The organism is Rhodovulum sp. PH10 (assembly GCF_000293785.1).
Lineage (GTDB): Bacteria > Pseudomonadota > Alphaproteobacteria > Rhizobiales > Xanthobacteraceae > Rhodoplanes.
In genome coordinates this window covers 14,130-27,632 of the sequence record NZ_AKZI01000040.1, presented here as the reverse complement: position 1 = coordinate 27,632, position 13,503 = coordinate 14,130, and the positions used below count along the sequence as shown (strand labels likewise).

Sequence of the window (13,503 nt, the reverse complement as noted above, 5' to 3'; positions counted from 1 at the left end):
GCGGCTGGGGCGCCGTTGCCGGGCTTTCCGAGCCGCCCCTCACCCCAACCCTCTCCCCGCGAGCGGGGAGAGGGAGCGTTCCGTGCTGCCGCCGGCCAGGTCGTTCCGGTCATTGTCACACCCGCTCGATGTCCTTGGTGCCGAACAGGCCATACGGCTTGATCATCAGAATCGCGATCAGCACGTAGAACGGCGCGACCTCGTAGAGATTGCCCCAGTGCAGCCACTCGCTGTCGACGAAGTGCGCGAGGTTCTCCAGAAGCCCGACGATGATGCCGCCGAGCACGGCACCGCCGACGCTGTCGAGCCCGCCGAGGATCGCCGCCGGAAACACCTTTATGCCGTAGGCCGAGAGCCCGGCGGAGACGCCGTTGACGACCGCGACCACGACGCCCGCAACCGCGGATACGACGGCGGAGATCGCCCAGGCCATCGCAAAGACGCTCTTCACCGAGATGCCGAGCGACTGCGCGACCTGCTGGTCGAAGGCGGTGGCGCGCATCGCCAAGCCGTGCTTGGAGGCCGAGAAGAACCACGCCATGCCGCCCATCATCGCGACCGACACGACGAGGCTCATCAGATAGACGGTCTGCAGCTGCAGGCCGAGCACGTCGACCGTCTGGGTCGCGAACACCGGCGGAAAGGGTTGGAGATTGGTGCCGAACATCCACTTCATCAGCGCCTGGAAGACGGTGGAGAGGCCGATCGTCACCATGATCACCGAGATCACCGGCTCGCCGATCAGCGGGCGCAGCACCAGCACTTGCAGCGCGATGCCGAACACCAGCATGAAGACGAGCGTGACCGGCATGCCGATCCAGAACGGCAGCTGATATTTTGTCAGCAGCCACCAGCACACCCAGGCGCCGATCAGCAGAAACTCGCCCTGAGCGAAGTTGACCACCTTGGTAGCCTTGTAGATCAGCACGAACGACATCGCGACGACGCCGTACAGCGTGCCGACGATCAGGCCGTTGACGAGGAGCTGGATCAGGAGCGCGGTGTTCATGGGCTGTCGCTCGTGTTGCGTTGCTTCGGCAAACGGGCTCGATCCGCCCTCGTCCTGAGGAACGTCCGAAGGACACGTCTCGAAGGGCAGGGGCGGCCCCATGGTTCGAGACGCGGCCGTTGGCCGCTCCTCACCATGAGGCCGACCGAGACGGTGACAGTGGCAATCCGTTTCATGCGCCGTCCTCACTCCGCTGCCACGGCAACCGATTCCGCAGGCGCGGCGCTGCCCGCGAGGTCCACCACCGTCAAGCGGGTGCGGATGCGCTGGGTGGTGCCGTCCTGGAACTTGATGGTGGTGTCGACCGGAATTTCGGTGGCGCCGGCATACATCGCCTCGATGATCTCGGCATAGCGCTCGTTGATCACGCCGCGACGCACCTTTCGGGTGCGCGTCAGCTCGTCGTCGTCGGCGTCGAGCTCCTTGTAGAGCAGGAGAAAGCGCGCGATGCGCTGATGCGCGGGGAGCGTGGCGTTCACCCCCTCCACCTCGGTGCGCAGCAACGCGGAGACGTCGGGCCGGGAGGAGAGGTCGGTGTAGGTGGTGAAGGCGATGTGGTTCTTCTCCGCCCATTTCGAGACGATCGAGAAGCGGATGCACAGCATCGCGGTGATCGCCGGGCGGTCCGCGCCGAGCACCACGGCCTCGGCGACGTAAGGTGAGAATTTGAGCTTGTTCTCGATGTATTGCGGCGAGAAGCGGTGACCGGTCGAGGTCTCGGCGAGGTCCTTCTTGCGGTCGATCACGACGAGCCGGCGGTTCTGGTCGAAGAAGCCGGCGTCGCCCGTGTGCATCCAGCCGTCGCGGATGTCGGCTGCGGTTTCTTCCGCCGCCTTGAAGTAGCCGGTGAACATGTTGGGATGGCGCGCCACCACCTCACCGAGCCCGTCGCGGTCGGGATCGTCGATGCGGATCTCGATTTCGTCCGCCATGGCGATGCCGACCGAATCCGGGTCCACCTCGCCGGCGCGGTGCGTCACATAGGCGCCGAGCATTTCGGTCTGGCCGTAGATCTGGCGCAGCGGCACGCCCATCGCCTGGAAGAAGCGAAACGTGTCGGGGCCGAGCGCGGCGCCGCCGGTCGCCGCCGAGCGCAGCCGCGTGAAGCCGAGCCGGTCCCGCAGCGCGCGAAACACCAGAATCTCGGCGACCCACGAGCGTCTTCCACGCGAGAGAGCCGAAAATCCCGCCTTCAGGCCGAGGTCGTAGAGCCGGCGCTTGAGCGGCGAGGTATCCATGATGCGCGAGCGCACGTCGGCCGCGATCGCCTCCCACACGCGCGGCGCGAACAGCACGAAGTGCGGCGCGATCTCGCGGAAGTCGTGCATCAGCGTGTCCGGCTCCTCGACGAAGTTCACCGTCATCCGGCACACCAGCGCCTTTCCGAACACGTAGACCTGCTCCATGATCCATGGCAGCGGCAGCGCCGAGACGTACTCGTCGCCCGGCTGCTTGGGATCGAAGGCGAGATAGGTCGCGGCGTGGCGCAGCAGCCGGCCGCCCGGCAGCATGGCGATTTTCGGCCGCGCGGTGGTGCCGGAGGTGGTGCACAGCACCGCGACCGCCTCCGGATCGGTGGCGTCGACCAGCCGGTCGTAGAGACCGGCATCGCGCGCGTGCCGCTCGCGGCCGCGTGCGGCCAGCGTTTCCGCCGACAGAAGCCGTGGGTCGTCGTATTTGCGTAGTCCCCGCGGGTCGGAATACACGATGTGACGCAGCGCCGGCGTGCGGTCGGCGAGGCCGAGCAGCTTGTCGACCTGCTCCTCGTCCTCGGCAAAGACGACCTTCGCCTCGCCGTAGGAGAGGAGATACTCGACCTCCTCCTCCAGCGCGTCGCGATAGATGCCGAGGCTCATGCCGCCGATCGCGTGCGCGGCGATCTCGCCGGCGACCCAGTCGGGCCGGTTGTCGCCGATCAGCGCGACGACGTCGCCCGCCCCGAGGCCGAGATCGAGAAGCCCCAGCGCGAGGTCCCGCGTGCGGGCGTGATAATCCGCCCACGAAAAACTCTTCCAGATGCCGAAATCCTTTTCCCGCAGCGCGGTCGCGTCGGGAAACTCCCGCGCATTGAGCCGCAGCAGTTTCGGGCAGGTGTCGGCCGCATCGACGCGGGCGTGAAAATCTTTCATGCGCGCGCCCGCAGCTCGTCGGCGGCGCCAGCCGCCGAGGGGAACTCGTCTCCGTCGGCGCTCTGTTCGTCGCTTTGTTCGTCGCTCTGTTCGTCGCTCTGTTCGCCGCTCTCCTCGGCGCTCTCGTCGTCGCTCTCGCCGAGATAGGCGCGCTTGACGTGCGGATCGGCCAGCACGTCGGCCGGCAGGCCCGCGGCGATCGCGTAGCCGAACTCCAGCACCATCACGCGGTGCGAGATGTCCATCACCACGCCCATGTCGTGCTCGATCATGATCACCGTGATCCCGAACTCCTCGTTGAGATCGACGATGGTGCGGGCCATGTCCTCCTTCTCCTCGAGGTTCATGCCGGCCATCGGCTCGTCGAGCAGGACGAGCTTCGGCTCCAGCGCCATCGCGCGGGCGAGCTCGACGCGCTTGCGCAGCCCGTAGGAGAGGGTGCCGGCGGTCGCCTTGCGCACCGCCTGGAGGTCGAGAAAGTCGATGATGTCCTCGACGCGCCGGCGGTGCGCCAGCTCCTCGCGCCGCGCGCCGAGCCAATAGAGCGAGCCGGTGAGAAAGTTGCTGCGCAGCAGGTGGTGGCGCCCGATCATGATGTTGTCGAGCACGCTCATGTGGTGGAACAGCGCGAGGTTCTGAAAGGTGCGGCCGATGCCGAGCGCCGCCCTGCGGTTCGGCGACAGGCCGGAGACGTCGCGGCCGTCGAACAGGATCTTTCCCTCGGTCGGCGTGTAGCGACCGGAGATGCAGTTCACCATCGAGGTCTTGCCGGACCCGTTCGGCCCGATGATCGAGAACAGCTCGCCGCGCCGCACCGCGAAGCCGACGCCGTTGAGCGCCCGCACGCCGCCGAACCGCAACGAGACCGCGCACGCCTCCAGGAGCGGCGTGTCCGTCATGGCGCTCTCCCTGCGGCTGCACGCTCGCAGACGCCGGGCGATGGTCGACCGCCGGCCTGCCGATGCAGCCCCTCGTTTCCTCTCCTCGCGGTGCCCGTTCCGGGTCGTCCGCGTTTTTCTTCGGCGGCGCTCTTTTTGGTCGCCGCTCGCTGATGGGCCCGCTGCGTGAGCCGGGCCGAACGAGATGGTGCCCAGGTTCGCGACGGGAATCAAACCATAAGACGAAAGGCGCGGCTGCGACCATCGTCGGGGGGCGCCGGATGCCGGCGTCGGGGGCCGGTGCACGCCTTCGCGTTCGGCGGGCAGTCATCACAACTTCGTTCGAAGGTTGTTTTCGATGGTCGAGTCGCGTAAAAGTACTGCCCCGTGAGGAACACACGCTGCGTCGCCGCCCCGCGCCGCTTCCGCCGCCCGAGGCCTTTTCCGCAGCGCTGCCAGATTGCGCCGTCGCGGCCGCTCGCCGGCCGCCGGACACTCGCCACTTCACCGAGAACCGGCCGTTCGGGATCGATCGACAGGAGCACGACCATGCCGCTGCACGGGTTCACGCAGACGATGACGCTCGCAGGCCAGGTGGTGTCGGTCGACCCCGCCAAGCCGGCCTTCTGCCTGCAGGCGCGCAGCGGCGACGTCTACGAGGTGGTCGTGGGACCGAGCACCAACTATCAGGTGATGACGAACCTCGATCAGATCTCGCGGGACCGCGTGCCCGACCCGGACGGCGCCCCGACCGACGACGGCATACGGTTCGCGCTCGCAAAATACATCGCCATCGGCCGACCGTTGTTCGTCGGCGGTATTCATCAGATCAACGGGCAGGCCACCAGCTTCGAGGCGCGCACCGTCTATCTGCTCCACTCGGCGCCGACCCGCTGGCTGTTCGAGGAGACGCACTGGTGGCTGGTGCAGGTGACGCAGATGGCCGACCGCATCCTCGACCATCTGTTCGATTCGCGCCGCGACTACACGATCGACGACTTCTCGAAATTCTATCGCACCGACCTCAACATTCTCGGCCAGCCGACCAACGACACCGTGCAGGAATGCGCGGTTCTCTCGCGTCTCCTGTACGATCTCTCGACCGCCTTCCTGATCACCGGCGCCGAGCGCTACTTCCTCGCCGCGCGCGCCGCGATGCGCTATCTGCGCCAGGCGTTCCGCTCGTCCAGCCACGACGGCGAATACTGCTTCTGGGCCTACGGCCGGCGGCGCAACGTCGAAGGCGAGAAGGGCGAGAGCCTGTTTTTCGCCTCGCAGGGGCCGGACGACCAGGGCACCATCCCGCTCTACGAGCAGATTTACGCGCTCGCCGGCCTCACCCAGTACTATCGGCTCACGCTCGACGCCGACGTGCTGGAGGACATCCGCCGCACCATCAACACCTTCCAGGCGTTCTTCCACGATCCGCCGGACGCCACGAGCAAGGGCTTCGCCGGCAAGGGCGGCTATTACTCGCACATCGATCCGGTCACCATGCGGCCCGACAGCATCGCGCTCGGCGAGAACTTCCGGCGGAAGAACTGGAACTCGATCGGCGACCACATCCCGGCCTATCTGGTCAATCTGATTCTCACGCTCGATCCGCTGCCGCAGGGCACCGCACGCGGCCCGCTCGACAAGCTGCTGCGCTGCTGCATCTCCATCCTCGAGGAGACCACCGATCTGATCGTGGAGAAATTCCCCGATCCGAAGTCCGACTACGTCAACGAGCGGTTTCACGACGACTGGACGCCCGACCACACCTATCGCTGGCAGCAGAACCGCGCGGTGGTCGGCCACAACCTGAAGATCGCCTGGAACCTCACGCGCTGCGCCTCCTATTTTCAGATGCGCAGCGCGCGCCGCAGGGCGCTCGGCCAGGTGCAGGACTCCGCAGCCGATTCCGAGCGCGCCTCGCGCTGCCTCGCCGTCGCCCGTTCGCTCGGCGACCGCATGGCGACCGCCGGCCTCGACGTGCAGCGCGGCGGCATCTTCGATTGCGTCGAGCGCGAGCCCACGAACGGCATGCCGATCCAGTTCGCCTGGGGCAACACCAAGGATTTCTGGCAGCAGGAGCAGGGCATCCTCGCCTATCTGATCCTGCACGGCGCGACCCCCGGCAACGGCCAGTATCTCGGTCTCGCCCGCGAGTGCGAGGCGTTCTGGAACCTGTTCTTCCTCGACCGCGAGCGGCAGGGCTATTACTTCCGCACCACCGAGGACGGGCTGCCGATCATCGACGGCCAGTACGGCATGAAGAGCAGCCACGCGATCGGCTATCACGCCTTCGAGCTCGCCTATCTCGCGCACGTCTACACCCGCACCTTCGTCGCCGCCGGCGACGGCGCCGACAACGGCTTCTCCCTGCATTTCCGGGTCTTGAAGTGCGCCGGCCAGACCTCGATCAACGTGCTGCCCGACTTCATGACGCCGGGCCGGCTGACCATCCAGAAGATCATCGCCAACGGCGTCGACGAGACCGACCGCCTCCGCTCACCCAATCCCGACGACTTCCAGATCTCGCTCGCCGATCTCGCAGGCGACACCCGGGACGGCACGATTTCGCTGGTCGTCCAGTTCGACGCCATCGAGCCGCACTGACACCGGTCGCCCCTCTGCCCCAGGAGCTCATTCGATGTCCAGCAAGCCTCTCGCCGGCAAGAAGATCGCCGTCATCGTCGAGTCGCAGTACATCCCTGCCGAGATCAGGATCTATCGCGAGCGTTTCGCGGGCTACGGCGCGACCGTGGAGTTCGTCTCGCGCCTGTGGGGCCAGCCGAGCCAGCGCTTCTACTCCACCGTCGAGCCCGGCGTCACCGACGAGATCGAATGGCTCGAGGTCGACAAGGATTTCGGCTCGGTCAGCCCCGACGAATACGCGGCGGTGATCGTCTCGGCGAACTACACGAGCGTGCGGCTGCGCTGGAGCGAGCGCGAGGACGTGACATCGGGCAACGCCGCCGAGGTGGCGCGCAACGTGCCGGCCGCGCACTTCTTCCGCCGCGCGATGCAGAACCCGGCGATCATCAAGGCGGCCGCCTGTCACGGCCTGTGGCTGCTCACGCCGTCGCCCGATCTGCTCGCCGGCCGCAAGGTGATCTGCAACAAGGTGGTGCTCGCCGACGTGGTGAATGCCGGCGGCATCTACACGCCGTGTGCGCCCGGCACGCCTCCGGACGAGCAGGTGGTGGTCGATCGTGATCTCGTCACCAACAATTCCTGGCACGCGACCGAGGCCTTGGTCGACGCGGTGAAGGATCTGATCGTCTCGCCACCGGCGCCGCGACCGGCGCTGCCGTTGCCGCCGCTGTCGGAGGATCGGCCGAAGCGCCGCATTCTGGTGGTCGTGTCGGAATGGGGCTATTGGGGCGAGGAGCTGGTCGGGCCGATCGGCGAGTTCGATCGGGTCGGCTACGCGGTCGATTTCTGCACGCCGACCGGCAAGCGGCCGAACGCCATCCCGGTCAGCATGGATCCGGATTTCTTCGATCCGCCGCTGCAGCGGCCCGTCACCTCGCCCGAGATGGCGGCCCGTGTGCGCGAGTTCGACGATCCCTCGACCGAGAACGGCAAGCGCCTGCAGCACCCGATCAGCCTCGCCGACTGGTTTCCGGATCGCCCCTATTTCTCCGCGCCGAGCTTCGTGCGCGGGCTCGAGGCGTACAATCGTGATCTCGAAGCCGCGCGCGTCGGCATCGAGCGCTACGACGCGGTGCTGATCGTCGGCGGTTCCGGACCGGTGGTCGATCTCGTCAACAATCAGCGCGTGCACGACGTGATCCTCTCCTTCCTCGCCGCCGGCAAGCCGGTCGGCGCCGAATGCTACGGCGTCGCCTGCCTCGCCTTTGCACGCGACATGAACATCAGGAAGAGCATCATCTGGGGCAAGCACGTCACCGGCCACTGTCTCGAATACGACTACAAGGACGGCACCGCTTTCGTGAAGGCGCGCAACACCTTCCTCGACTTCAACATGGGCCCGCCGCCCTATCCGCTGGAGTTCATCCTGCGCGACGCGACCGGGCCCGATGGCGGCTATCACGGCAATTTCGGGCATCCGACCAGCGTGCTGGTCGACTGGCCGTTCGTCACCGGCCGCTCGACCCCCGACAGCATTTTGACCGGACAGAAGCTGATCGAGATGCTCGACGGTGATCCGCCGCTCAGGCGGTGGGGCTGGTGAGCCGCAGGCCGGTCACGCGCGCGGACGGGTCGCCATGATCCATCAGTTCATCTTCGCGCATCCGAAGCCGGGCATGAGCGAGGCGGAGTTCCAGAACTACTGGCTCACCGTCCATGCGGTGAAGTATGCGAGCAAGATTCCGCAGATCGAACGATACGAGGTCGACACGCGGATTCCGCGGTCCGGCGATCCGCCGGACCCGCTGTGGAGCGGCGTCGCGGAAATCTGGCTCGCCAACGAGAAGGAGCAAATCGCCTCGCTCGAATCGCCGGAGCTGATAAAGGGCGCGCCCGCCGACGAGCCGAACCAGGCGGCGTTCTGGCAGACGGTGGTGCTCGACACCACCGCCCATCCGCTGCTCGGCGATCCCGACGGCGCGACGCCCCCCGACCGAGCTTCTGGTTCTGACCAAGCGTCGGGAGGGGCTGCCGCTGCCGGAGTTCCGTGCCTACGTGCTCGGCCGGCATGCCGAGTATGCCAAGGCGCTGCCGGGCCTGTCGGCTTATCAGGTCGGGCTCGCCCGGGACGGTCTCTATGCGGTCGGCGAGGCGTTGCTGGACTGCGTCGAGCAGTTTTCGTTTCGCGATGTTGCGTCGGTCGAGGCGGCGAAGGCGTCGCTCGCCTGGGCGATGCTCGTGGCCGACTGGGGGCTGTGCACGGAGGAGCGCTGGCGGCACGAGATGCTGATCGCCGAGCACTGGATCATCGGCCCGGATCCGCGGCCCCACGTCGCGCGCTGACACGCCCTCGCGAGAGGGCGACCCGAACATTTCGGAGGAGGGCGCCATGGCGCGCATTCCCGTGCAGTTCGAGTATCGCACCGGCCTGCGTCACATCGATCTGAGAAACCTGCGGCTCGCCGGCGGCTGGGACGGCGACGGCAGGCCGTCCGCGAACTGGTCCACCGTTTCGATGACGCCGTTCGCGGCCGACGACGGCTGCCCGGCGTTTCGCGCGACGGCAGATCTCGATCCGGGCGCGGTGGGGCAGACCTTTCGCTGGACGGTGACCGGCGAGACGGCGGCCGGGCAGACCCTGTGCGTGGTCGCGACCGAGGTGAGCGATGCGGCCTCGACCGCGCGGGAGCGCAGCTTCGTGCTCGCCGAAGGCGGCCAGACCGAGCGCTACTTTCTCACCAATTGCCGGCGCATCGGCGCCAATCCGCTGATGCGCGAGGGCGCGGCGCGGCCGGCGATCCGCTTCGCGGTGTGGGCGCCGAACGCGCAGAACGTCGAGCTGGTCCGCGCGGTGCTGACCGGCGCCGACACGGACAAGGGCGGCTACATTTTCGACGACGGCCAGGGCGTCACCGCGGTGATCCCGATGCGACGCGAGGGCGACGGCGTGTGGTCGACCGACGTCGCCGCCGACCGCGCGCTCGCCGATTATCGTCCATGGGATCACACGCTCTACATGTACCGCGTCACCAAGGACGACGGCACCATCGCCTATCGCACCGACCTCTATTCGCGCTGCCAGATCGGCTCGGGCGCGGTCGATCCGGCGCGCGACCCGAGCTGGTGCGGCTGCCGGCGTGCGCTCGACGGAACGAAGAGCTGCTCGGTGGTGGTCGACCCGTCGCTGGTGACGAGGACGTTCGATTCGGAGACGTTCCCGGAGCTCCGCTGGACCCCGGAGGCGGAATTCTGGGCCAACGAGTTCGATCCCGCCCGCCCGGTGCCGCATCGGCTCGAGGATCTGATCATCTACGAGCTGCATATCGACTGGCTCGGCGCCGGCAAGAGCGCGCGCGGCACGCTGAAGGACGCGATGGAACTATTGCCCTATCTGCGCGACCTCGGGGTGAACGCCGTCGAGCTGATGCCGCTCGCCGAGTACGAGGGGTGGGTGAGCTGGGGTTACGGCTCCTCGCACTATCTCGCGATCGAATATGCCGGCGGCGGACGTGATCAGTTCAAGTATTTCGTCCGCGAGTGTCACCGCCACGGCCTCGCGGTGATCATGGACGTGGTCTACAACCACTACACGCCGGACGCCGACCGCGCCGAATGGGCGTTCGATTCCGATGCGCCGGAGCGCAACATCTATTACTGGTACGAGGGGCAGCGGAGCGATTACCGCGACCCGGAGGGCGGCTATATCGACAACATGTCGACCGGCTGGGCGCCGCGTTTTTGGGAGGAGAATGTCAGAAAGCTGTTCATCTCGAGCGCGGCCATGCTGGTCGACGAGTTCCATGTCGACGGCTTTCGCGTCGATCAGACCACCTCGCTGCACTCCTATGCGGTGATCCACGCCGACGGACGCGCCGCCGAGCACGCCCGCATTTTCGGCGCAAAGTTCCTGCGCGAATGGACCCGCACCATGCGGCTGGTGCGGCCGCACGTGATCCTGATCGCCGAGGATCATTCCGGCTGGTCGGCCGTGACACAGTCGAGCGAGCAGGGCGGGCTCGGCTTCGACGCCGCCTGGTATGCCGAGTTCTATCATCAGCTGATCGGTGACGCGACCAACGATTCCTCCCGCGCGCGGCTGCTCACTTTTGCCGGCTACGGCGACGACCGGCCGCTGGCGATGGACTGGTTCGCCGGCACGATGCAGGCGAGTGCGGGCGGCCACGTCGTCTATCACGAGTCGCACGACGAGGCCGGCAATTCGAGCTATCGCGAGAACGGGCGTGACGTGCATTCGGCGCGCACCGTCGTCGTCGCGGTGAACGGCGCGCCGCTGGTCGGCGACACGCGCCGGTGGGCCGAGGCGCGCACGCGGGTGGTCGCCGGCCTCACGCTGCTCGGCCCGGCGCCGCCGATGTTCTTCATGGGCGAGGAGGTCGGCGCATGGCAGCCCTATCGCTACGACGACTTCATCCGCCATCGCGAGAACTATCCGGCGCTGCGCGACGGGGTCGGCCAGAATCTCTTCCGCTTCTATCAGGACGTGATCAGGCTGCGGCTGTCGAGCAGCGCGTTCCGCACGCATGCGATCGAGGTCTTGCACGTGCACGACCAGAATCGCGTGCTGGCGTTTCGCCGGGTCGACGGGCAGGGCGATTTCCTGGTGGTGGCGAGCCTCAACAACCATGCCTTCGCCGACGGCTATCGCATCGCGCATCAAACGCTCGCCGGCGGCGGACGCTGGCGCGAGGTGCTCGGCAGCGACGCGGCGGTCTATGGCGGCGGCGGGCTGGTCGAGGCGGGGCCGATCGATGCGGCGGACGGCGCGGTCACCGTGCGGCTGCCGGCCTGCGCGCTTGTGGTGCTGCGGCGTGAATGAGGAGCGGGAGCGAACTCAGGTCGCGGGCATGCGGCTACGCCAACGGCGGAGCCGGCGCGCCCGGCCGGCACGGAAGCGTGCCACGCGCTGGTTGGCGGCCGAGAGACGCAGCAACGCGTCGTCGACCCGCAAGGCGGCAAGGCGATAGCGTCCGCCGACCCGCTCCAGAAGTTCTGCCGGCGCGAGCGCCGGCGGGTCGCCTCTTGCGGTGGCGGCGATCTCGCAGCGCCCGATCAGCAGGCCGCTGTCGATGTCGAAGGCGCTGACGCGAAAGCGCCGGCCGCCGGCGGTGAGCACGGGCTCGACCGACAGCGCGAAATCGTGTCCGGCCTCGCGTGTCCCGTCGTGACGGTTGTGCCGCGTGTCGTCGACCCACAACGCTCGCTCGCCCAAAGAAAAACCTCCCGGATGCTCGGGTCGAGCATGCGGGCGTGTTTCTCTCCGTCGCGAAAACGAACGAAAGGCCCGCGGACTGTTTCGTCCGCGAGCCTCGAGACGGCGTTCGCCAAAACGTTAAAGTGGGAGCCTTCGTCGCAAGTATTCGGTCAGAACCAGCGCTCGGAGACCACCACGGTGTCGCCCGGCCGCACCTGGATCATCATCGGCCCCTTCAGCTTGAGCGGCCCCTGCGCGGTCGGGCGGGTCACCTCGACCTCCTGGCGATAGGCGCGCGGCGTGAAGCCGCCGGCGATCGCCACCGCGGTCTCGGCCGTCATGTGGGCGACGAACGGATACTGGCCCGGAAACGTCACCTCGCCGAGGATGAAGAACGGCCGATAGGATTCCACCTCCACCGCGACGTGCGGCTCGCGCAGATAGCCGTCGCGCAGCTTTGCGGCGATCGCGCGTGAGAGCTCCGACGTCGTCTTGCCGCGGGCGGAGACCGCGCCGATCAGCGGCATGGTGATGCGGCCGGCGGTGTCGACCGCATAGGTGTTGGTGAGGCCGTCCTGGCCGTAGACCATGACGCGCAGCTTGTCGCCGGAATCGAGCGTGTAGGGCGGCTCCTTGTCCTCCACCGGCGCGAACGCCGCGACACCCGGCGGAGGCGGTACCGGCACCACGGCCGGGCCGCCATAGACGACGGCGTCGATGGTCGGCGGCGGGGGCGGCGGTGCCAGCGCCAGCCGCGGCTTCGGCCCGATACAGCCGCCGAGGGCGAGCGCGGCCGACAGCGCGACGATGGTCAGAACGTGACGCATGTGAACCCGGTGAAACGAAAGAACCCGACACCGGATTAGTGCGCGCTTAAGGTTAACAAAGGCTGATCGCAGACGCGCGCGGGTGGCGGGAAGCCGCCCGAGCGGTCCGCGCTGGCCGAGAAAGCCTCACGCCGCCGGCGTTTTCTCCGGCGCTTCGGCGAGCCCGACCGGGCAGCTCACGCCGGTGCCGCCGAGCCCGCAATAGCCGCCGGGATTCTTGGCGAGATACTGCTGATGATAGTCCTCGGCGAAATAGAAGGTCGCCAGGTCGGCGATCTCGGTGGTGATGGTGCCGAAGCCGCGGGCGTCGAGCGCCTGCTGGAAGGCGTCGCGGGAGGCGTCCGCCGCCGTCCGCTGCGCCGGGCTCGTGACATAGATCGCCGAGCGGTACTGGGTGCCGATGTCGTTGCCCTGGCGCATGCCCTGGGTCGGGTCGTGGCTCTCCCAAAACGTCTTCAGGAGCCGCGCGTAGGAGATCACCGCGGGATCGTACACCACCAGCACCACCTCGGTGTGGCCGGTGCGGCCGGAGCACACCTCCTCGTAGGTCGGGTTCGGGGTGCCGCCGCCGGCATAGCCGACCGCGGTGACGATCACGCCGTCGCCGAGCTGCCAGAATTTCCGCTCGGCCCCCCAGAAGCAGCCGAGCCCGAACACCGCCGTCTCGCTGCCCGCCGGATACGGCCCCTTCAGCGGCCGGCCGTCGACATAGTGCTCGACGGCGGTGGCGATCGGGCGGTCGCGGCCGGGCAGCATCTCGTGCGGCGCGGGCAGGTCGGTCTTCTTGCGGAACATGAACATGCGGCGAACCCTTCCTTCCCTCGGGGGTGACGGGACCGCGGCATCGGCCGAGCCGGACCGAGCCGGG

Annotated in this window: 10 protein-coding genes and 1 pseudogene; 5 read left to right on the top strand and 6 right to left on the bottom strand. The window is 67.7% G+C overall.

What is annotated here, in order from left to right:
• Positions 1-115: 115 nt before the first annotated feature.
• The 3 genes from A33M_RS08130 to A33M_RS08120 form a co-directional block, all read right to left on the bottom strand.
• Positions 116-1,009: a branched-chain amino acid ABC transporter permease gene (locus A33M_RS08130; protein ID WP_008385633.1), complete on the bottom strand. Its 894-nt coding sequence runs from the start codon at positions 1,007-1,009 to the stop codon at positions 116-118.
• 185 nt (positions 1,010-1,194) lie between these two features.
• A complete protein-coding gene (locus A33M_RS08125; protein WP_008385631.1) occupies positions 1,195-3,138 on the bottom strand; it encodes an AMP-binding protein in 1,944 nt (647 codons plus the stop codon).
• Positions 3,135-4,037: an ABC transporter ATP-binding protein gene (locus A33M_RS08120; protein ID WP_008385629.1), complete on the bottom strand. Its 903-nt coding sequence runs from the start codon at positions 4,035-4,037 to the stop codon at positions 3,135-3,137. Before A33M_RS08120 ends, A33M_RS08125 begins: the two co-directional genes overlap by 4 nt.
• A gap of 528 nt (positions 4,038-4,565) precedes the next feature.
• Here A33M_RS08120 and A33M_RS08115 point away from each other — a divergent pair.
• The 5 genes and pseudogenes from A33M_RS08115 (at position 4,566) to A33M_RS08100 (ending at position 11,433) form a co-directional block, all read left to right on the top strand.
• Positions 4,566-6,617: an AGE family epimerase/isomerase gene (locus A33M_RS08115; RefSeq protein ID WP_008385627.1), complete on the top strand. Its 2,052-nt coding sequence runs from the start codon at positions 4,566-4,568 to the stop codon at positions 6,615-6,617.
• Positions 6,618-6,651: 34 nt separating this feature from the next.
• Entirely contained in the window at positions 6,652-8,199 is a 1,548-nt protein-coding gene (locus A33M_RS08110; RefSeq protein ID WP_008385625.1) for a type 1 glutamine amidotransferase domain-containing protein, read from the top strand.
• 34 nt (positions 8,200-8,233) lie between these two features.
• A pseudogene (locus A33M_RS25355) lies at positions 8,234-8,446 on the top strand (EthD domain-containing protein); the annotation flags it as partial.
• 205 nt (positions 8,447-8,651) lie between these two features.
• Entirely contained in the window at positions 8,652-8,939 is a 288-nt protein-coding gene (locus A33M_RS24835; RefSeq protein WP_008385621.1) for a hypothetical protein, read from the top strand.
• Between the two features lie 46 nt (positions 8,940-8,985).
• Positions 8,986-11,433, top strand: a complete 2,448-nt coding sequence (locus A33M_RS08100; protein ID WP_008385619.1) for an alpha-amylase family glycosyl hydrolase — start codon at positions 8,986-8,988, stop codon at positions 11,431-11,433.
• 15 nt (positions 11,434-11,448) lie between these two features.
• On the opposite strand, the gene A33M_RS08095 is transcribed toward A33M_RS08100, so the two are convergent.
• From A33M_RS08095 to msrA, 3 genes are all read right to left on the bottom strand, one after another.
• The gene (locus A33M_RS08095; protein WP_040619712.1) at positions 11,449-11,811 is read right to left on the bottom strand and encodes a hypothetical protein; all 363 of its coding nucleotides are present in this window, start codon (positions 11,809-11,811) and stop codon (positions 11,449-11,451) included.
• A gap of 167 nt (positions 11,812-11,978) precedes the next feature.
• Positions 11,979-12,635 (bottom strand): polysaccharide biosynthesis/export family protein, encoded by a 657-nt coding sequence (locus tag A33M_RS08090; RefSeq protein WP_008385615.1) that lies wholly within the window; start codon positions 12,633-12,635, stop codon positions 11,979-11,981.
• 126 nt (positions 12,636-12,761) lie between these two features.
• Positions 12,762-13,436, bottom strand: a complete 675-nt coding sequence (msrA, locus tag A33M_RS08085; RefSeq protein ID WP_008385612.1) for a peptide-methionine (S)-S-oxide reductase MsrA — start codon at positions 13,434-13,436, stop codon at positions 12,762-12,764.
• Positions 13,437-13,503 lie beyond the last annotated feature (67 nt).